The sequence below is a fragment of the Burkholderia singularis genome, assembly GCF_900176645.1.
GTDB lineage: Bacteria > Pseudomonadota > Gammaproteobacteria > Burkholderiales > Burkholderiaceae > Burkholderia > Burkholderia singularis.
The window spans coordinates 1-18,756 of record NZ_FXAN01000049.1 but is presented as its reverse complement, the minus strand read 5'-3'; the positions used below and the strand labels follow the sequence as shown (position 1 = coordinate 18,756).

The following is an 18,756-nucleotide window of genomic DNA, read 5'->3' as shown; positions in this document are numbered from 1 at the left end:
GTGTCGTGCGATTGTCGCGGGCGATTGCCGGGCCAGCCGCTGCGGCAATGCCACGCGCCGCCTGTCATCTGCGCACGGTATTCGCGACGCGCGGCCTTATCCGTCGAGCGCCAGCGTGGGCACATCGACGATTGTCGCGCCGCCATCGACCACGATCGTCGCCCCGGTCATAAACGATGCATCGCCGGACGCGAGAAAGCCGCACACGGCCGCGATTTCGCCGGCATCGGCCGCGCGGCGCAGCGGAACGTCGGCGCTGACCCGCCGGTATGCATCGTCGAGCGTTTCGCCGTGTCGCCGCATCAGCGGCGCCATTTCGGCGTCGGCCATCGGCGTGCGGACCCAGCCTGGGCATACGGCGTTCACGCGAACGCCGGCCGGCCCGTAATCGCGTGCAAGCGAGCGCATCAGCCCGATCAGCGCGTGTTTCGCGGTAGTGTAGCCGCATACGCCCGCGCCGGCCGCAAGCGATGCAATCGACGCAACGAACACGATCGAACCGCGCCGCGCGATCAAATCCGGCAAGCATGCGCGTGCGCTGACGAATGCGGTATCCAGATTGGCCGCAAGCGCGTCGCGCCATGCCGCGTCACTGGTTTCGCCGGCACGGCCGAGCCCGTGTCCGCCCGCGCACGCGACCAACGTATCGATCGGACCGAAGCGGGCATGAATGTGTTCGATGTGGCCGGCCCATGCTTGTGCGTGCGCCGCATCGCCGGCCAGCGCGAGGCCGCCGGTTTGCGCCGCGATCGTGTCGAGCGGCGCTCGCCGGCGGCCGATCAACGCGACGCGCTCGCCGCGCGCAGCGAAGCGCAATGCGCATGCGGCACCGATTCCGGTTCCGGCCCCCGTCACGACGACCGTGCGCGGCGAAGTATTTTCCATTCGAAGCTCTCCTGGCATAGGGCGATGGTTTCCGGTTCACGAACGAGTGTACGGTGCGGGCTTGGTGTCCGGCATCGACCATTCGGCTGAATGGACGCGCGCGATTTGCCGATTTGCGCTCATCGCCGCGGTGATCGCGCGCCTAAGCTGTGCCGACGCACATCCGTCTGCGCCCGAGGTGTTTCGCGATGAATCCAGTTCTGGCCCGTCACGGTATCGACGCCGATTGCGCGTCGTATGCACGCGCGTTGCACGCCTGCGTAACCGCTCTGCAAACGCTCGCACGGCCGAGCGCGACGGTGTTCTACCGGATCGACACGAGCGGCGAGCCCGTCGACTTCGAGCTGTTCGGAATGACGGCCGCGATGCATCGCGCATACGTGAATCGCTACAGACCGCTCGATCCTCTGCATCCGTTGCGCTGCGCGGCGCAGCCGGGCGCGGTCGTCACCCTGGCATCGCAACTGCCGGACGAGCGGCGCGCCGCATCGGCGTACTGGACGGGTTTCTTGCACCGGTATCGCGTCGCCGATGTCGTCGAAGTGCTGCTGCGCGACGGCGGCACGCCGCTCGCCGCGTTTTCGCTGTTGCGTTTTGCAAGCGGCGGATGCTATTCGACCGGCGACATCGCGGCGCTGCACGTGCTCCAGCCGCTCGTCGAGACGGCGCTCGTGCCGCCATTGCGGGCCGTGCGCGGAATTCGCAGGATCGTGTCCGATACGAGGCTCACGCATCGCGAGGAGCAGATCGCGCGTCTCGTGCGCGCAGGCCGCTCGAACAAGGAGATCGCGCGCGATCTGGCGCTCGGCCAGCCGACGGTCAAGACACATCTGTTGCGCATGTTCCGCAAGCTCGGCGTGTCGAATCGAACCGAACTCGTTGGCGCGCTGTTTCTTTGATGGCCGGCCGCGCGGCTGGCTGGCGCGCCGCATCGATCTGCCTCGGGCATGGGCAGGCGCGGCTCGAATTTCCGGCCGAGGGCCGCCGGGCTGCCAATTTGCGCTAACCGATTGCAAACGGGCGCGGCTACAGTGATGCGAATCGTTCGCGTGATCGCTGCCGCGCGGACACCCATTCCAAAATTGAGAGCCGCCTATGACCCAGACGAACATCGTCGCCGTGAGCGACGCGGTACGCGCCTTCACCGGGCGCGAATTCGGTCTTTTCATCGACGGCGTGATGCACGCCGCGCATTCGCCACGGCTGCTCGACGTCTATGATCCGTCGACGGGCGAGCGCCTCGCGCGCGTGCCCGACGCCGACGCGCGCGACGTCGACGCCGCTGTCGCCAGCGCGAAGCGCGCGTTCGACGCGCGGGTCTGGAGCGGACTGCGGCCAGCGGACCGGGAGCGCATCCTGCTGCGGCTCGCCGACGTGCTCGAAGCGCATGCGGAAGAACTCGCGCAGCTCGAGACGCTGAATCAAGGCAAATCGATTCTCGTGTCGCGCGGCGTCGAGGTCGGCGCGACGATCGAGTATGTCCGCTATATGGCGGGCTGGGCGACCAAGGTCACCGGCCAGACGTTCGACGTGTCGATTCCGTTTCCGCCCGGCGTGCGCTATACGGCGTACACGCGCAAGGAGCCGGTCGGCGTCGTCGCCGCGATCGTGCCGTGGAATTTCCCGCTGATGATCGCTGTCTGGAAGCTGGTGTCGGCGCTCGCGGCGGGCTGTACGGTGGTGCTGAAGCCTTCGCCGGAAACGCCGCTTACCGCGCTGCGGCTTGCCGAGCTGGCGCGCGAAGTGGGCGTGCCGGCGGGCGTGTTCAACGTCGTCACCGGAGGCCGCGAATGCGGGGCCGCACTCGCCGGCCATCCGTCGATCGGCAAGATTTCGTTTACCGGCTCGACGCCGACGGGCAAGCTGGTCGGCGCGGCCGCGGTGCAGAACATGACGCGGTTCTCGCTCGAGCTGGGCGGCAAGAATCCGGTCGTCATGCTGGAGGACGTGGATGTCTCGCAAGCGCTCGCCGGCGTCGCGGCCGGCGCGTTCTTCAATCAGGGTCAGGTGTGCGCGGCCGCATCCCGGATCTATGTGCATCGCAGCCGGTTCCGCCAGCTTGCCGACGGCCTGGCTGGCGTCGCCGCGTCGATGCGGCTCGGCCCGGGGCTCGATCCGGCCGCGCAGATCAATCCGCTCGTGTCCGCCCAGCATCGCGATAAGGTTCTCGCGCATCTGGAGCAGGCCCGCCGCGACGGCGTCACGTTTCTCGCGGGCGGCGATCCGGCCGGCGATCGGCCCGGCTATTTCGTGCGTCCGGCGGTGATTGCCGACGCGAAGCACGACAGCGCGATCGTGCGCGACGAAATATTCGGCCCGGTCGTCGTCGTGCTGCCGTTCGACGATCCCGCGCAAGCGGTGCGGCTTGCGAACGCGTCGCCTTACGGGCTGGCCGCAAGCTTGTGGAGCAACGATCTGAAGGCGGTGATGGATCTCGTGCCGCGCATCGAGGCGGGCACGGTCTGGGTCAACTGCCACGTGCCGCTCGATCCGGCGATGCCGTTCGGCGGCTACAAGCAATCCGGCATCGGCCGCGAATTCGGCCAATACGCGATTGACGGCTTCACCGAAACCAAATCCGTCTGTATCGCGCATTGAACGCGCTGACAGCACGTTTTTCCGGAGCAATGCAATGAGCGACAACGATTCCCGTTTTTGGCACCCGATGCTGCACCCGAACGACATGACGCGCCGCGAGCCGATCCGCATCGTGCGCGGCGACGGCTGCTACGTATACGACGATCGCGGGCGTCAGCTCGTCGACGGCGTCGCCGGGTTATGGAACGTCAACGTCGGCCACAACCGCGCCGAAGTCAAGCAGGCGATCGTGCGCCAACTCGACGAACTCGAATACTTTCAATTGTTCGACGGCATCACGCATCCGCGCGCCGAGGAATTGTCGAAACGGCTGATCGACATGATGGAACCCGAGGGCATGCGCCGCGTGCTGTACAGCTCGGGCGGCTCGGATTGCGTCGAGACCGCGCTCAAGATCGCGCGCCAGTACTGGAAAGTGCAGGGGCAGGCGGATCGCACGAAGTTCATCTCGTTGAAGCAGGGCTATCACGGCACGCATTTCGGCGGCGCGTCGGTGAACGGCAACACGGTGTTCCGGCGCAATTACGAGCCCAATCTGCCCGGCTGTTTTCATGTCGAGACGCCGTGGCTCTACCGCAATCCGTTTACGCAGGATCCCGAAGCGCTGGGCCGGATCTGCGCGGAGCTGCTCGAGCGCGAGATCGTGTTCCAGAGCCCGGACACGGTTGCCGCGTTCATTGCCGAGCCGATCCAGGGCGCGGGCGGCGTGATCGTGCCGCCCGCGAACTACTGGCCGCTCGTGCGCGAAGTCTGCGACCGTTACGGCGTGCTGCTGATTGCCGACGAGGTCGTGACGGGTTTCGGCCGCAGCGGCAGCCTGTTCGGCAGCCGCGGCTGGGGCGTGAAGCCGGACATCATGTGTCTTGCGAAGGGCATCTCGTCCGGCTACGTGCCGCTCGGCGCAACCGCGGTCAATGCGCGCATCGAGGACGCGTTCGCGGCAAATGCGGATTTCAGCGGCGCGATCATGCACGGCTACACGTATTCGGGGCATCCGGTCGCGTGCGCGGCGGCATTGGCGAGTCTCGATATCGTGCTGCGCGAGGATTTGCCCGCGAACGCGGCGCGCCAGGGTGCGCATCTGCTCGACGCGCTGCAGCCGTTCGTCGAGCGTTTCGAAGCGGTTGGCGAGGTGCGCGGCAAGGGGCTGATGGTCGCGCTCGATCTCGTCGCCGACAAGACGACGCGTATGCCGATCGATCCCGCGTCGGGCTACGCGAACGCGGTTGCCGAGGTCGCGCGCGAAAACGGCGTGCTCGTGCGGCCGGTCGGCACGAAGATCATTCTGTCGCCGCCGCTCGTGATTCAGCGCGAGCAGATCGAGCAGATCGTCGCGGGGCTGGCGGCCGGATTCGAGGCGACGCCGTTCAACGCGGGCTGAGCGCGCGCGAAGGGCGCATGACGCCTGCCCGGAGCCTCGTGGGCGCGGTTGCGGGCGTTTTGCCAATTTGCGCTACATCCGGGAATTTTGGTCTTCGTATTTTTTCGACATCGACGCAATCATCGATCAGGAGGCGCAGATGTCGGATTGGTCAGACGGTTCGGGCACACCGGCCGTGCCCGCCGCGAAGCCGGCGGCGCAGCCCAAGCCGGCGGCGGGCTCAGTCGGTTTTCCGACGGCGCTTGCGAGCGCCGTCGGTCTCATCATGGCGAGTCCCGTGATCCTGACCGCGACGTCCGGCTTCGGCGCCGGCGGCTGGGTATTCGCCCTTGCGATGGCGATCGCGTTCGTGATGATGCAGGCGCAGGCGACGACCTTCTCCGAGGCGGCGGCGATGCTGCCGACAGCCGGCTCGGTGTACGACTATCTGTCATGCGGGCTCGGCCGCTTCTGGGCGATCACCGGTACGATCTCCGCCTATTTCCTCGTTCACGTGTTTGCCGGCACGGCGGAGGCGATCCTCAGCGGTGTGATGGCGCTCGTCAACTTCGAATCGCTGAACGCGGCATTCGAGCGGCACAACGGCGCGTGGCTCGTCGGCGTGGGGCTCGTCACGGTGTTCGCGATCACCAACATCGTCGGCATTCAGGTGTTCAGCAAGCTCGAGGTCGTGCTGACGGCCGGTATGTGGCTGTCGCTGATGCTCTTCGGCGTGCTGGGGCTCGTCGCCGCGCCCGCCGTGCATTTCGACGGCTGGTTCGGGCCGTCGTCGCTGGGCGTGTCGGTGCCGGCCGTGCTGTCGCTCGTCGGGATGGCGATGTTCATGTTCGTCGGCTGCGAATTCGTCACGCCGCTCGCGCCGGAAATGAAGGCGCCGGGCAAGACGATTTCGCGCGCGATGGCGCTCGGGCTCGCGGGCGTCGCGGTATGCATGTTCGTCTACGGCGCGGCGATCAAGCGGCAGGTGCCGAACGTCGCGCTGAGCGCCGACGGCCTCATCCATCTGCTCGATACGCCCGGCGCGATTCCCGCATTCGCGCTGCAGGTGCTCGGGCCGCTCGGACGCATCTGGTTCGGCATTGCGTTCCTGTGTGCCGGCGCGGCGACGATCAATACGTTGATGGCGGGGCTGCCGCGCATCCTGTACGGGATGGCGCTCGACGGCGCGTTGCCCAAGTGCTTTGCCTATCTGCATCCGCGCTTCAAGACGCCCGTGGTCGGGATCGTCGTGGCGGCAGTCGTGCCGATCGCGCATGCGTGGTTCATCCACGGCAATCCCGGCAGCATCCTGCATCTCGTGCTCGCCGCGACTTGCGCATGGGGCACCGCGTACCTGCTCGTCACGCTGTCGGTCGTGCTGCTGCGGATTCGCCGCCCGGACCTACCCAGACCATACCGGTCGCCGTGGTTTCCGCTGCCGCAAATCGTCTCGAGCATCGGCATCGTGCTTGCGATCGTGTACATCGCCCCGCCGGGAATGAGCGGTCGCGACATCTACATTCCGTTCGGCACGATGCTCGGACTCACCGCACTGTATGCACTGTTCTGGACGATCGTCGTGCAGCGCAAGCATCCGTTCAGGCCGGTGCCCGTCGAGGAGGCGCTGCACAACGGGCGGGCCCGATGAGCGGCCGCTCGATCTGACATACTGTGGCGCATGTCATGCACGGACGCCGCTGGCTGCCGTCGGGATGCCGCGCCGCCGCGCGCATGCATCGGCCCGTGATGCGCGGTCCGGCTTGCCGTAGCGGAATTGTCTGGAGGCACTCATGTTGTTTCAGTCGCATTCGCTCGAAGACGTCCACGATCACGGGCTTGCCATTGCCGGCTGGCAGCAGATCTATCGGCAGATGACGCCCGGCCGCTTCAAGGGCACGGTCACGCAGGTCTTGTGCGACGATTTCCATTTCTTCCGCGAGACGACCAACCGGCGTGTCGCACAAACCGGCGTATCGCCGCACGGGCGGACTTCGCTGGCGATGCCGGTGCTTGTGCCGCTGGCAGGCACGTTCCAGCGACAGCACGTCGACGGCTATGCGCTTCTTGCGCTGCATCCCGGCGAGGACTTCGAATTCCATACGCCGGAGGGAATGCGGCTCGTGGGCATCAGCGCGACGCCCGATATGATCGGCGAGCTATGCGAAGTCGAGTTCGGTACGCGTGGAGGCCGGATGCCGCGGCACGTGACGCGTCTCGCGCACGAACGGGGCATCGCGCTCGGTGCGCGGTTGTCGTCGTATATCGACGACGCGCAGCGCAATCCCGAAGGGCTCGGGCACGATGCCGCCCGCGAGATGTTCCGCGACGCGCTGCTCGGCGTGTTTCTCGATGCGCTCGCCGACGCGGCTCACGAAGCGCGGCGCGATATCACGCATGCAACCTATAGCGATATCGTCCGGCGCAGCGAGCGCTATTTGCGGCAGCGGCCCGAACAGCCGGTAACGGTGCTCGAGCTGTGCCGCGCATTGCGTTGCAGCCGGCGCACGCTGCAGACGAGCTTTCAGCGGGTTGCCGACGTGACGCCCGTTACCTATTTGCGCACGATCCGCCTGAACGCCGTGCATCGGCTGCTGCGCATGACTAGCGCTGACGAACTATGCGTCGGCGAGGCGGCTGCGCGCTGGGGCTTCACGCATCTTGGTTATTTCGCCCGAGCGTATCGCAGGCTGTTTGGCGAATTGCCGTCGCAGACGCAGCGTTTGTCGTGAGCGTTGAAGGGCGCGCTTTATCGCGTGCGGCGCGGTTGACCGCGGCTGCCGGATTCGTCAAGCCAAATCCGCGCATGGGAGACGGCCCGCATGAGCGGCCGCGCGTGAGCATTCCGCCAGGCGGTTGGCATTTCGGGCAATGCTAACGAAAGACAGGCGCAGTGGCGGATACGGTCGCCTCGAGCGCAGCGAGAGTGACTACGTGAAGACTTGCCAGGGTTTTCCCTGCTTTGACCGGTCGCTGGCCGCAGGGCAGGGCAAGCGGGGCGCATGAGGTTCTGAAACCGTCGGGTTTGACGCGGCCGGGTAATTGATAGAAGGGCTGACTCTAGCCATCAAATATTTTTTGCCCAGAGTCTCGCTCGGATATGGCCGCTGTCTTTTCGACGCCGGCGCATCCTCGGTGCGCATCGCTCGCCTGCGATACCGTCGAACCGAATGCGGCTCATGCGTTTACCGCGCGGCCGCCTAGCTGCGTTCGCGGATATTTCAACCGCGCGAAAGCCGATGGCCGGGAAGCGGCGCGTTTCATCGACCGAGCGTCGGCGCAAACGGCAGCCTATCGAAGCGGCCCGCGCGCTCCAGGGCGGTGACTGGCGCAAATCGCGGCCGACGGCGGCCGTGAATGCGCTGGCGGCCGGTTTCTTCAGCGTGCCGCGATGGCGATCGCCGCACCGGCCATTGCAGCCGCGCTTGCGCGGTTGGCCGCCTTGACCGCGCGACGGCTCGTCAATAGCTTGCGCGCACGGGTGGCAAGCAGCGCCCATCCGAAATCGACGGTGATCAGCACGGCGAGCAGCGTCAGCGTCAACTCGAACCATGCGACAACGCCGACGTGCGATACGTCGACCATCGTCGGCAGCAGCGCGACATAGAACACCATGATTTTCGGGTTGCCCATCGTGATCGCAAAGCCGGTCAAAAACATGCGCAACGGCGAGCTTGTGGCCGGTAGCGCGTCTGCGGGCGTGTCTGCCGGCGCGAACCACATCTTCCACGCGAGAAACAGCAGATAAGCGATGCCGGTGAATTTCAGCACAAGAAATCCCAGTGCGAACGCATGCGCGAGCGCCACAAGCCCGGCGACAGCGCAGGTGAGCCAGATGACCTCGCCGAGCCACATTGCTGCGAGAAACGGCAGGATGTCGCGCAATCCGTTGGTCAGCACGCGCGCAACCAGCGCGGCGATGCTGGGGCCGGGCGAGCCTGCCGCGACCAATAACGCGGCGGCGAAGATAGCAAGGCTGGACAATGGCACGTCGAATTCTCCCGTTGCGTCGTGCAACGATATTCCGAGGCGGAAAGTCGATTATATTGACGCCGATGCGAAGCCCCTCGTTCTATTTCAGTTCTCGCCCGTGACCGGATACGATCCCGAAGCCCGCTCGATACCGCCCCGAACCAGCCCCCCAATCCTGATCCGCGCCGCGCGCGCCGACGAGGCGTCGACGATGGCCGACCTCGAATCCGCCGCCGCGCAACGTTTCAACGACATCGGCATGCCGCACATCGCGTCGAGCCCGCCGACTGATCTTGCCGATTTACGTGCACGGATCAGCGAGGGCCGCGCGCTTGTCGCGCTGGACGGCGGGCGGATTGCCGGCTTCGCGATCTATCGGATGCTCGATGCCGCGCGCCTTTATCTGGAGGAACTGGACGTGGCGCCCGAGCACGCCGGCCGGCGGATCGGCGTTGCATTGATCGACGCCGTCGTGGCGCGTGCCCGGGAGGCCGGCGCCGGGCAGGTGGTGTTGTCGACGTTCAGGCACGTGCCGTGGAATGCGCCGTACTACCGGCGTCTCGGCTTCGTCGATCTCGACGGCCACACGCTCGACGCCACGCTTGCCGCGGTGCGCGCGGCGCATGTCGCGCATGGGCTCGACGAATCGCAGCGCGTGTTCATGAGCCGCGCGCTCGGCGACGGGCGGCGTTAGGCGGCACCATCCGGCGGCCGGCGCGTGTCTATCTAGAAAGAAAATAGACAGAGAGGGCGCATCGGCTCAACCGCGCGCGGGCTGGCATCACGCAGCGCCCTCAAGCACCGGATAGTCGGTATAGCCCGTTTCGCCGTCCGTATAGAAGGTCGCGGCGTTCGGCCGGTTGAGCGGCGCATTCAATTCGAAGCGGCGCGGCAGGTCCGGATTCGCGATGAACAGCGTGCCCCACGCGACCGCGTCGGCGCGTCCGGTTGCGAGCGCCGCCTGCGCGCTGTCGAGCGTGAATCGCTCGTTTGCAATGAACGGGCCGCCGAACGCCTCCTTCAATTGCGGGCCGAGCGAATCGTCGCCGGCCGATTCGCGCGCGAACAGAAAAGCAATCCCGCGCCGGCCAAGTTCGTGGGCGACGTAGCCGAACGTTGCGGCGGGGTTCGAGTCGCCCATCGTATGGGCGTCGCCGCGCGGCGCGAGATGCACGCCCACGCGTCCCGCGCCCCAGACGTCGATCGCCGCATCGACCACTTCGAGCAGAAGCCGCGCGCGGTTCTCGATCGGGCCGCCATATGCGTCGGTGCGCCGGTTCGAGCTGTCCTGAAGAAACTGGTCGAGCAGGTAGCCGTTCGCGCCATGCACTTCAACGCCGTCAAAGCCTGCCGCACGCGCATTCTCCGCGCCGCGCCGAAATGCTGCGACGACCTCGGGAATCTCGGCAAGCTCGAGCGGACGCGGCGTCGTATAGGCCCGCTGCGGGCGAACCAGGCTGACGTGGCCTTCCGGCGCCAGCGCGCTCGGCGCGACGGGTAACGTACCGTCGAGGAAAATCGGGTCCGATACGCGGCCCACATGCCAAAGCTGCAGGAAAATGCGGCCGCCCGCGTCGTGCACGGCGTCGGTGACGAGCCGCCAGCCAGTGACTTGCTCGGGCGACCAGATGCCGGGCGTATTCGCGTAACCGACGCCTTGTGGCGTGACCGACGTCGCCTCGCTAATGATGAGCCCCGCCGATGCGCGCTCCGCATAGTAGCGGGCCATCAGAGCGTTGGGAATGCGCGTGGCGCTTGCGCGGGCACGCGTGAGCGGAGCCATGATGATGCGATTCGGCAGCGTGAGGTCGCCGATGGTCAGCGGGTCGAACAGGGTGGGCATGGCAGGGGCCTCGAGTATGCAGTGGGGAGAAATGGGTGCAGCCGATTTCCGAAGCTTAGACCGGCGCAATGCCGGATAGCCAACAACACTGCATCGAATAGGGATGTTTGATAGAAATTCTCGATGGGCGATGACGGAAAGTCCGATATCCGGTGGCATTTCTCCGCACACAAGCTTTCGGTTGATCGACGACGTGAGTGTAAAATACGGTAAAAATTGCCGTCCATGGCATTGCCGGGCATTTTTAGGCAGATGGAATTGTTGTTTCTATGCAACCGTCAAGACGCTGACACAAAGTAATGGCCGAAGTGACCCCACCAAAAAAGCGCCGTCAATAACCCAAAAAGTTTATATAAAACAAAAGCTTATAAGGAATGGGCATTTCTATTATTTCTAGTTCTGGAAAAGCTTATTTCGCCATGTGTGAATGGTGACCCTAGGGTGCACCCCTAAACTCTCGGTTCCAGAACGGGCAACCATCCGGGCGCGGCCATGTGGATGTTTCACAAAGCCGACGTGGCGCTTCCGGGCGGTTGTGGACCGTTTAACAAACGAGGCCGCAAGGTCTGACCTTTTTTGTAAAGGGAGCTTCACGCATGAAAAAGACTCTGATTGTTGCAGCAGTCGCTGCATCGTTCGCTACTGTCGCACACGCTCAAAGCAGCGTCACGCTGTACGGTGTGCTCGACGCGGGCGTCACGTACCAAAGCAACGTCGCTACGCCGTCGGGCAGCGGCAAGTCGCTGTGGTCGGTTGGCAGCGGCATCGACCAAAGCCGCTTCGGCCTGCGTGGTTCGGAAGACCTCGGCGGCGGCCTGAAGGCGATCTTCACGTTGGAGAGCGGCTTCAACATCGGTAACGGCAAGTTCCAGAACAACGGTGGCATGTTCAACCGTCAAGCGTTCGTCGGCCTGTCGAGCAACTACGGCACGGTCACGCTGGGTCGCCAGTTCGATTCGACGTATGACTACCTGGCTCCGCTGTCGGCAACGGGCACCTGGGGCGGCACGTATTTCGCGCACCCGCTCAACAACGACAACCTGAACACGAACGGCGGCTACGCTTCGAACAACACGATCAAGTTCACGAGCGCGAACTACGCCGGCCTGCAATTCGGCGGTACGTACTCGTTCTCGAACAGCTCGCAGTTCGCGAACAACCGTGCGTATAGCGGCGGTTTCTCGTATCAGTACCAAGGCCTGCGTATCGGCGGTTCGTATTCGCAAGCGAACAACGCTGGTCAGCCGGCTAACGGCGGTAACAGCGTGATCGGCGCAATCGACAACTCGGCTTACGCCTCGCAAGGTCGTTCGCGCGTCTACGGTGCTGGCGCGAGCTACGCTTACGGCCCGCTGCAAGGCGGCCTGCTCTGGACGCAATCGCGTCTCGACAATCGTGCAAACAACGCTGGTACGCTGCGTGCCGACAACTACGAAGCGAACCTGAAGTACAACCTGACGCCGGCTCTGGGTCTGGGTGCTGCTTACACGTACACGAACGCGAAGCTGAACGGCGACAGCGCTCACTGGAACCAGTTCGGTCTGCAAGCCGACTACGCGCTGTCGAAGCGCACCGACGTGTACGCACAAGCTGTGTACCAGCGTGCGTCGAAGAACGCTGGCGGCGCATCGATCTGGAATGGCGATCCGACGACGCCGGCAAGCACGTCGATCAACCAAACCGCAGCGACGGTTGGTCTGCGTCACCGCTTCTAAGCGTGACGGCTGGCTTGTCCAGTCTCGAAAAGGCGCCTTCGGGCGCCTTTTTTTCTGCATGATGCGCATGCAAGCAAGCGCGGAGCGAAAGCAAAAAAGCGAGGATGCCGGCAGGCAATCCTCGCTTTTTCGTTTGACTGGCGATCGTCGGTCAGTGTGCGTAATCGCCGCTCGCTTCCGGCTGGTACAGAATTTCGTTGATCGTCAGTACTGCGGTGCCGCCGTCGGGCGACGCGACTGTCACGTGCTCGCCCCGGCGCGCGCCGAGCAGCGCGATGCCGACCGGCGAAAACACGTTCAGATGGCCTTGGGCGAAGTCCGCCGCGTCCGGATAAACGATCGTCCAGGTCATCTGCTGGCCGGATGTCTTATCGATCAAGCTGACTTGCGAATTCATCGTGACAACATTGGCGCGAATTCTCGGCGATTCGACGATATCCGCGCGCTCGAGCAGCGTGTCGAGCATCGCCTGATAGTGCGGATTGCGTTCCGCATGCCTTTCCAGGCGTGCGACGTCGAGTTCGGTGAGCTGGTAAATGCGTTTTTTCATGACCGTCTCCGGGTAGGCGATAAGGGAAAGGCGACGAGGCCAACCTGTGTGCGGAATCGCCCGGAGCCTGGCTGACGCGGCTCCGGCGGAGGGATGACGTCAGATCAGGCGCCGGGCGTCGGCGAGCGGCGCGGCAAGCATGCTTCGAAGAAGCGGGAGCGTTGCGCTGGCGGCCATGATCGCGCGCACGCCGCATGGGCTGCGTGTTGCGACGGTGGAGGTGGCCTGCGGGCACATGATCGGGAGAATAAGGCGGCGGAAAACGTAACTTTACAAATATACAACAAAGCGGCAGAGCAGGCAGCTATGGCTTGGCTTTCGCATACATCCGACTATTGTTGCCGATACGATGCTTTTTGCTTTTTGTCGACTGACCAAGGCCTGCGATTTTTTTCGACATTGCAACAGTGTATGTTCGAACTAGGTATTTTCCCTTGATGGCTTGCTGACTAGACTGAAATCAATCGCCTCGGACACGACGAATGAGTTCGGAGCGACGCTACTAAAACATTTCGGAGGTCAGCACCATGAAATCGTTTGTCCACGCAGCCATAGCCGTTTCCATTCTCGCCGCACCGCTCGCTTCTTTCGCGCAAGCCGATCAGCAACCGCTGACTCGCGAGCAGGTGCGCTCGGAATTGGTCCAACTCGAGCAAAACGGTTACAAGCCCGAAGTCAGTGATCCGCAATACCCGGCAAACGTCCAGGCGGCGACGCGCCGCGCGCAGCCGGCGCAGCAAACGCTCACGCACGCCGACACGAGCGGCTACGGCGTGCAGCCGGTTGGCATGGCCGAATCCGGCCGCCGCGCGGCGAAGCCGGCTTCGCCCGTCAATTCGATCTACTTTGGTCATTGAACGCGGCGCGTGCGGCCACCCCGGACGCGTGTCGTCGGTGTGCCGCGCGCAAAGCACGATTCGATCCGCGGCAGGACCGCGCAGGTTGCGCGAGGCCCGCGATGCAGGGGGCGAACACCTCCGTCGCCGCGTCCCGGCGGCTTTGCCCAAACGTGAAGCGTTTGGGCATTTTTTGGCGACAGCGGGGCCACGCTTATTGCAAATGCGTAGCCGCGTGTGGCGTGCCGTGAATGTAATGCTCGAGCTGATTGATCGTGAATTGCTGGTCGGCGATCACACTTTTCACGAGATCCCCGATCGATATGAAGCCCATGAGATGGCCGTCGTCGAGAACCGGCAGATGGCGAATCCGATGTTCCGTCATCAGCGCCATGCATTCGTCGCTCGTTTGCGACGGTTCGACATAGCGCACCCTCGACGTCATGATTTCCTCGACGCGCGTTGCTTTGGACGACCGGTCCAGAAGAACGACCTTGCGTGCATAGTCCCGCTCCGTCACGATGCCGACGATCTTCGCGCCTTCCATCACGAGCAGCGCGCCGATGCCTTTTTCCGCCATCAGCTTGATTGCGTCATAGACGGAATCGGATCTTTTGATCGAATGAATCGTGCGGCCGGAATCGGGCTTGGATTTGAGAATCTGTGCGACGGTGATGCTCATACGCGGTCTCCGTTGGCTGGGCGATGCACAGAATGCGGCGCTGGCTTGGCACCGAGGAAGAATTCAGTATAGGCCTGCTCGGCGGCTGGCAGGACATTCTGTTGTTAGATTAGCGGTAAACTTTATTCGCCCGCTATCCAGTACATTCCTTAATTTCTTTATTCGATGCATTCCAAGATGTCTTCGTGTCCCTTTTCGACGCAGCCGGACGACGGCGCCGCCTCCGAGTGCGTGACGCTTGTCGCAACCGCGATGCTCCCGACCCGCTACGGCACGTTTACGTCCTACGCGTTTCGTGTTGCCGGCAGCGAGGCCGAGCATCTGGCGTTGGTGGCAGGCGACGTCACCGGGCAATCGCCGGTGCTGACGCGGCTCCATTCCGAATGCCTGACGGGCGACGTATTCGGGTCATACCGGTGCGACTGCGGCGAGCAGCTTGATCTTGCGTTGCGCTATATCGCGGCTGAGGGGCGCGGCGTGTTGTTGTACCTGCGCGGGCACGAAGGGCGTGGAATTGGTTTGAGCAACAAGATTCGCGCGTATGCGCTGCAGGAGCAGGGGCGGGATACCGTCGAGGCGAATCTCGACCTCGGCTTGCCGGACGACGCGCGCGAGTACGATTCCGCAGCCGCGATCCTGCGCATTTTGAAGGTCACGTCAGTCCGGCTGATGAGCAACAATCCGAAGAAATTCGACACCCTCGCGGCACACGGCATCCCGGTGTGCGAACGCGTCGCGCTCGCGGTGCCGGTGCGCGAGGAAAACGAGCGTTATATCCGCACCAAGCAGCTCAAATTCGGTCACTATTACTTCGACGAAAACGAATAGCCCGACGGGCGGTGCGGCTTGCGCATGCCGAAGCGCTGTTCGGCGATCGGCAGATCGAAGCGGCGCCGGACTTCGGCGGTGATCCAGTCGCACGTGCGCCGCGCGCAGTCCGTGAGCGTTTGGCGGTCGGCATGGCCGTCGATGTCATAGACGAAGCGCACGTCCACCTCGTCGCCGGTCTGCCGATGTTCGAGCTCATTCAGATGCAGGCCGGGCGAGTGGCCCTGCGCGAGCGCGCGCAACTCGTCGAAGTGATATTCGAGCCAGTCGGCGAAAAAGCGCGCGTCGCCGCGATCCGCGAGACGGAAGGCCGCGCTGCGTGTCGGGCGGGCATCGGCGGGTGTGGCTGAGGCCGGGGATGCTTCACGTGACGCGGCATCGCTCGGCGCGGCCTGCGCCGCGCCATCCTGCTGGGCGAGCATGCCGGCATCCCGGCAATGTGCGTGCAATGCGTGCCAGAGCAACGCGTCGCCGTTCGTGGTCGAGGGCTGCATCGTCAGATCGTGCGTGCCGTCATCGCGTGGCGCGCTCTGGCGTACTATCAGCCGCAGCGTGCAAAGCGGCACCTCGTCCAGATAGAGCGTCGCCGAGCGCGGCACGCCGAAGACAGGTGGCATCGTGCCGTGCGCGCGGAAGACAAGCCCATGCCGGCCAAGCCGCACGAGCGGTAGACGGCTGGCAAACGGCGGGTAGGCGATGGTGATGTGCGTGGTCGCGCCGTCGTCGAGTGTGGGCAGCATCGTGCGAAAGACCGATGAGTGGTCCACGATATGTCGTTCTCCTTAAATAGGCGGGTAACCAACTGGACAGGTACGGTGCGTGCCAGCCGGTGGACTCAGGCCATTTCGGCCTGCTGCGTGGTAAGTAGTGGCGCCAGCGTGGGAGCGAGGTCGAGCGCGGCGAGCGTCTGGCTGTCCAGATCGATCCAGCACGCGACGACCATCCGTCCGTCGATCCGCTGCGCGGGGCCGGCCCGGTGAGCGTGAACGCCGATGCGGCGGAACAGCCGCTCCATGCTCAGAAACGTCACGCCGATGAGCTGCTTTGCGCCGAGCCGGACGGCGCATTCCACGACGGCTGCCAACATCGGCCGTACCATCCAGCTCGAATTGCCAGCGCCGGACGGATCGTCGCCATTCGCCGCGAAGCGCGACAGTTCCCAAACGGCGGCGGACTGCGGCATCGGAAGATCGTCGGCGACCAGGTTCGGGAACAGTTCTTTCAGCAGATAGGGGCGCGTGGTCGGCAACAGCCGCGCACAGCCGCAGATGGCGCCGGCGTCGTCGCGGGCAATCACGTAGACGGTATCGTCCCGGTCGTACTGATCGCGCTCGAAGCCTTCGCCGGCCGACGGCAGTTTCCAGCCGAGCTGTTCGACGAAAACGCGGTGCCGATAAATGCCTAGATCATTCGCCAGACTGTTGGGCAGATGCCCGTCGCCATGAACGAAAGTTTGCATGCTGTCGTCCTCGTTGCGTGTGCTTTGGATTGGGCGCATTACATCGCGCGCTCCGAGGACAGGTAACTGTTAACCCTAACAGGGTCGGGACAGCGGGGAAGGAATATGGGGACGGGGACTTTGAGGTGATTTGCCGGCGAAAAATTGATAAATCGCTTGCCAATCCACTATGTTCAAGGAATATTGGACAATACGGGTTGCGTAGCAGCCGGGCTGGTCATTGCAGCGTTTGCCCCGCGTGAGGCCAGAAGCCTTCGCGGTGGCCGTAGTCGTGTATTGCCGAGGCGACCACGGTTTGCCAATTGAGTTGGGCGAGCCGGCGCGACAGCTCGGCTGCCGTGAACGCCATGCCGATGTCCAGGCCGTTTTGGTCGATGCCCATGACGTTGCTGCGGACGTCGCCCCATGCGATGACGAACGCGTGGGTGGCTCCGTCGATGTACCAATCCCAGCCGAACGTCAGATGCGGGGCGCCGGCGGATGGTGGGCGCTCCCATTCGGTGTAGCCGGCGACGCGGGCGTCGATCGCACTCGTGCGCAACTCGGCGAGCAATTCGGAATCGAGTCCGGACGATACATGGACGAGTTCGAGCCCGGCGAGCGCCTGTATGGGCAAACGGACGTAGCCGTCAGTGGATGGGCCGCGAAAGCGGTGGAGCAAAGGTGAATTCATGCCGCAATGTATCAGCCGGCGCGCGTGCTGAAACCTAGCAAGTATGACAGCGTGAAATAGCCGGGGATCATATGGAACTGCGTTGGCAGGATGCCTATCTTCAACTCAGCGCTGCGAAGAACGAGCAGGAGCTCTTTCAGCAGATCGCCGCGTATTCGATGCGACTCGGCTTTGAATATTGTTGCTACGGCATACGCGTGCCGCTGCCGATCTCGAAGCCCGCCGTTGCGATCTTCGACACCTATCCGGATGGCTGGATGGAGCGCTATCAAGAGATGAATTATCTCGAGGTCGACTCGACCGTGCGCGACGGCGCGCTCAGCCCGAACATGATCATTTGGCCCGACGCGGACGCCTCGGACGGGACGTCGCTCTGGAGCGACGCGCGCGAGCACGGGCTCGCGGTCGGCGTTGCGCAATCGAGTTGGGCGCCGCGTGGTGTGTTCGGCCTCCTGACGATTTCGCGGCACGCGGACCGTCTCACGCAAGCGGAGATCAATCAGCTCACGCTGCAAACGAACTGGCTGGCCAATATGTCGCATTCACTGATGAGCCGTTTTCTGGTGCCCAAGCTCGCGCCCGAGGCGTGCGTTACGCTGACGCAGCGCGAACGCGAGGTGCTCTGCTGGACGGGCGAAGGCAAGACGGCGTGCGAGATCGGCCAGATCCTGAGCATCTCCGAGCGCACCGTAAACTTTCACGTGAACAACATTCTCGATAAGCTCGGCGCGACGAACAAGGTGCAAGCGGTCGTCAAGGCAATCTCGATGGGATTGATGGACGCGCCTTGAGGGATGGAGCGCGGGCGTGCAATCGCGGCCGGGACATGCCGCCATAGCGCGCGCCGAGCCGCGTCGGCCGCCGCTGCGGCGCCGGATCGAAGCGCGAGCGCTCATGCGGCGCAGCCCGCATGAATGTTCCGCGCGGCCCGTTTGCCGTGGCAGATCGTTCTTGCCGGATCACTCCATCAATGGTTCGGCTTCCTTAGCAGTCCAGCTCACGCTCGAAATGCTTTTTTCCATGCTCATCCGGCTTGCGATCTGTTCGAGCCTCGGCTGATCCTTCGGATGCAGCTTGAGGGTGGCCGTCACTTTGATGCGCTCCGGCGCATTCGGCTCCTGCGGCACGTCCTCGCTCGTCAGACTCTGGAACGACAGCGGCTTCGCGTACATCGAGTTCGACAACAGCGTGCGCACGTGCACTTCGTCGGCTGCCAGGCAGATCACGACGATCTGGTATTCGCGCACGAGGTCGGCATTCGATACGGGCGTCGCGTTGATCGCGTGGCTCACGCCGCGCAGCAGCGTGTTCGTGGCGAGCACGACGCCGGTGCCGGCGAGCGCGGGCAGATAGTGGCC

17 protein-coding genes and 2 pseudogenes are annotated in these 18,756 nt (G+C 64.1%); 10 read left to right on the top strand and 9 right to left on the bottom strand.

The features are described 5' to 3' along the window. Positions 1-96 precede the first annotated feature (96 nt). Positions 97-885 (bottom strand): SDR family NAD(P)-dependent oxidoreductase, encoded by a 789-nt coding sequence (locus BSIN_RS09945; RefSeq protein WP_059514505.1) that lies wholly within the window; start codon positions 883-885, stop codon positions 97-99. Positions 886-1,073: 188 nt separating this feature from the next. Between BSIN_RS09945 and BSIN_RS09940 the strand changes: the two genes are divergently transcribed. From BSIN_RS09940 to BSIN_RS09920, 5 genes are all read left to right on the top strand, one after another. Next, positions 1,074-1,784: a response regulator transcription factor gene (locus tag BSIN_RS09940; RefSeq protein WP_089340352.1), complete on the top strand. Its 711-nt coding sequence runs from the start codon at positions 1,074-1,076 to the stop codon at positions 1,782-1,784. 196 nt (positions 1,785-1,980) lie between these two features. Then, positions 1,981-3,483, top strand: coding sequence for an aldehyde dehydrogenase family protein (locus BSIN_RS09935; protein ID WP_089340351.1), 1,503 nt, complete (start codon positions 1,981-1,983; stop codon positions 3,481-3,483). Positions 3,484-3,517: 34 nt separating this feature from the next. Continuing rightward, complete coding sequence (locus BSIN_RS09930) at positions 3,518-4,864, top strand: aspartate aminotransferase family protein (RefSeq protein WP_089340350.1); 1,347 nt, start codon at positions 3,518-3,520, stop codon at positions 4,862-4,864. A gap of 139 nt (positions 4,865-5,003) precedes the next feature. Beyond that, positions 5,004-6,491 (top strand): APC family permease, encoded by a 1,488-nt coding sequence (locus BSIN_RS09925; protein ID WP_089340381.1) that lies wholly within the window; start codon positions 5,004-5,006, stop codon positions 6,489-6,491. 142 nt (positions 6,492-6,633) lie between these two features. Continuing rightward, complete coding sequence (locus BSIN_RS09920) at positions 6,634-7,572, top strand: helix-turn-helix domain-containing protein (RefSeq protein WP_089340349.1); 939 nt, start codon at positions 6,634-6,636, stop codon at positions 7,570-7,572. Between the two features lie 646 nt (positions 7,573-8,218). On the opposite strand, the gene BSIN_RS09910 is transcribed toward BSIN_RS09920, so the two are convergent. Next, positions 8,219-8,830, bottom strand: a complete 612-nt coding sequence (locus tag BSIN_RS09910; RefSeq protein WP_089340380.1) for a LysE family translocator — start codon at positions 8,828-8,830, stop codon at positions 8,219-8,221. Positions 8,831-9,023: 193 nt separating this feature from the next. On the opposite strand from BSIN_RS09910, the gene BSIN_RS09905 reads away from it, so the two are divergent. Further along, positions 9,024-9,506, top strand: a complete 483-nt coding sequence (locus BSIN_RS09905) for a GNAT family N-acetyltransferase (protein WP_089340347.1) — start codon at positions 9,024-9,026, stop codon at positions 9,504-9,506. Between the two features lie 87 nt (positions 9,507-9,593). On the opposite strand, the gene BSIN_RS09900 is transcribed toward BSIN_RS09905, so the two are convergent. Next, the gene (locus BSIN_RS09900) at positions 9,594-10,655 is read right to left on the bottom strand and encodes an alkene reductase (RefSeq protein ID WP_089340346.1); all 1,062 of its coding nucleotides are present in this window, start codon (positions 10,653-10,655) and stop codon (positions 9,594-9,596) included. A gap of 596 nt (positions 10,656-11,251) precedes the next feature. On the opposite strand from BSIN_RS09900, the gene BSIN_RS09895 reads away from it, so the two are divergent. Continuing rightward, on the top strand, positions 11,252-12,370 hold the full coding sequence (locus BSIN_RS09895) for a porin (RefSeq protein ID WP_089340345.1): 1,119 nt from the start codon (positions 11,252-11,254) through the stop codon (positions 12,368-12,370). A gap of 151 nt (positions 12,371-12,521) precedes the next feature. Here the strand turns inward: BSIN_RS09895 and BSIN_RS09890 are convergent, their stop codons facing one another. Continuing rightward, a complete protein-coding gene (locus BSIN_RS09890) occupies positions 12,522-12,920 on the bottom strand; it encodes a GreA/GreB family elongation factor (protein ID WP_059514490.1) in 399 nt (132 codons plus the stop codon). Positions 12,921-13,447: 527 nt separating this feature from the next. Between BSIN_RS09890 and BSIN_RS09885 the strand changes: the two genes are divergently transcribed. Next, positions 13,448-13,777 (top strand): DUF4148 domain-containing protein, encoded by a 330-nt coding sequence (locus tag BSIN_RS09885; protein WP_059514488.1) that lies wholly within the window; start codon positions 13,448-13,450, stop codon positions 13,775-13,777. 193 nt (positions 13,778-13,970) lie between these two features. On the opposite strand, the gene BSIN_RS09880 is transcribed toward BSIN_RS09885, so the two are convergent. After that, positions 13,971-14,438 carry a CBS domain-containing protein gene (locus tag BSIN_RS09880; RefSeq protein WP_089340344.1) on the bottom strand — a complete coding sequence of 156 codons (468 nt, stop codon included), beginning with the start codon at positions 14,436-14,438 and terminating at the stop codon, positions 13,971-13,973. Between the two features lie 165 nt (positions 14,439-14,603). Here BSIN_RS09880 and ribA point away from each other — a divergent pair, with 165 nt between their 5' ends. Then, the gene (gene ribA / locus BSIN_RS09875) at positions 14,604-15,266 is read left to right on the top strand and encodes a GTP cyclohydrolase II (protein ID WP_173678661.1); all 663 of its coding nucleotides are present in this window, start codon (positions 14,604-14,606) and stop codon (positions 15,264-15,266) included. Here the strand turns inward: ribA and BSIN_RS09870 are convergent. The 3 genes and pseudogenes from BSIN_RS09870 to BSIN_RS09860 all read right to left on the bottom strand — a co-directional run bounded on the left by BSIN_RS09870 (position 15,229) and on the right by BSIN_RS09860 (position 17,398). Further along, a pseudogene (locus BSIN_RS09870) lies at positions 15,229-16,006 on the bottom strand (hydroxymethylglutaryl-coenzyme A reductase). The gene ribA and the pseudogene BSIN_RS09870 overlap by 38 nt on opposite strands. Before the next feature lie 95 nt (positions 16,007-16,101). Next, positions 16,102-16,725 (bottom strand): acyl-homoserine-lactone synthase, encoded by a 624-nt coding sequence (locus tag BSIN_RS09865; RefSeq protein WP_059514482.1) that lies wholly within the window; start codon positions 16,723-16,725, stop codon positions 16,102-16,104. 217 nt (positions 16,726-16,942) lie between these two features. Then, positions 16,943-17,398 (bottom strand): DUF4902 domain-containing protein, encoded by a 456-nt coding sequence (locus BSIN_RS09860; protein ID WP_069235747.1) that lies wholly within the window; start codon positions 17,396-17,398, stop codon positions 16,943-16,945. 71 nt (positions 17,399-17,469) lie between these two features. Between BSIN_RS09860 and BSIN_RS09855 the strand changes: the two genes are divergently transcribed. Continuing rightward, on the top strand, positions 17,470-18,189 hold the full coding sequence (locus tag BSIN_RS09855; protein ID WP_059514478.1) for an autoinducer binding domain-containing protein: 720 nt from the start codon (positions 17,470-17,472) through the stop codon (positions 18,187-18,189). A gap of 168 nt (positions 18,190-18,357) precedes the next feature. Here BSIN_RS09855 and BSIN_RS09850 read toward each other — a convergent pair. Continuing rightward, positions 18,358-18,756: pseudogene (locus BSIN_RS09850) on the bottom strand (MgtC/SapB family protein); the annotation flags it as partial.

Bases quoted from the DNA above. Each gene is read 5' to 3' on its own strand.
- BSIN_RS09945 (WP_059514505.1), bottom strand. From the start codon at position 885: ATGGAAAATACTTCGCCGCGCACGGTCGTCGTGACGGGGGCCGGAACC.
- BSIN_RS09940 (WP_089340352.1), top strand. From the start codon at position 1,074: ATGAATCCAGTTCTGGCCCGTCACGGTATCGACGCCGATTGCGCGTCG.
- BSIN_RS09935 (WP_089340351.1), top strand. From the start codon at position 1,981: ATGACCCAGACGAACATCGTCGCCGTGAGCGACGCGGTACGCGCCTTC.
- BSIN_RS09930 (WP_089340350.1), top strand. From the start codon at position 3,518: ATGAGCGACAACGATTCCCGTTTTTGGCACCCGATGCTGCACCCGAAC.
- BSIN_RS09925 (WP_089340381.1), top strand. From the start codon at position 5,004: ATGTCGGATTGGTCAGACGGTTCGGGCACACCGGCCGTGCCCGCCGCG.
- BSIN_RS09920 (WP_089340349.1), top strand. From the start codon at position 6,634: ATGTTGTTTCAGTCGCATTCGCTCGAAGACGTCCACGATCACGGGCTT.
- BSIN_RS09905 (WP_089340347.1), top strand. From the start codon at position 9,024: ATGGCCGACCTCGAATCCGCCGCCGCGCAACGTTTCAACGACATCGGC.
- BSIN_RS09900 (WP_089340346.1), bottom strand. From the start codon at position 10,655: ATGCCCACCCTGTTCGACCCGCTGACCATCGGCGACCTCACGCTGCCG.
- BSIN_RS09895 (WP_089340345.1), top strand. From the start codon at position 11,252: ATGAAAAAGACTCTGATTGTTGCAGCAGTCGCTGCATCGTTCGCTACT.
- BSIN_RS09890 (WP_059514490.1), bottom strand. From the start codon at position 12,920: ATGAAAAAACGCATTTACCAGCTCACCGAACTCGACGTCGCACGCCTG.
- BSIN_RS09885 (WP_059514488.1), top strand. From the start codon at position 13,448: ATGAAATCGTTTGTCCACGCAGCCATAGCCGTTTCCATTCTCGCCGCA.
- BSIN_RS09880 (WP_089340344.1), bottom strand. From the start codon at position 14,438: ATGAGCATCACCGTCGCACAGATTCTCAAATCCAAGCCCGATTCCGGC.
- ribA (WP_173678661.1), top strand. From the start codon at position 14,604: ATGCATTCCAAGATGTCTTCGTGTCCCTTTTCGACGCAGCCGGACGAC.
- BSIN_RS09865 (WP_059514482.1), bottom strand. From the start codon at position 16,725: ATGCAAACTTTCGTTCATGGCGACGGGCATCTGCCCAACAGTCTGGCG.
- BSIN_RS09860 (WP_069235747.1), bottom strand. From the start codon at position 17,398: ATGAATTCACCTTTGCTCCACCGCTTTCGCGGCCCATCCACTGACGGC.
- BSIN_RS09855 (WP_059514478.1), top strand. From the start codon at position 17,470: ATGGAACTGCGTTGGCAGGATGCCTATCTTCAACTCAGCGCTGCGAAG.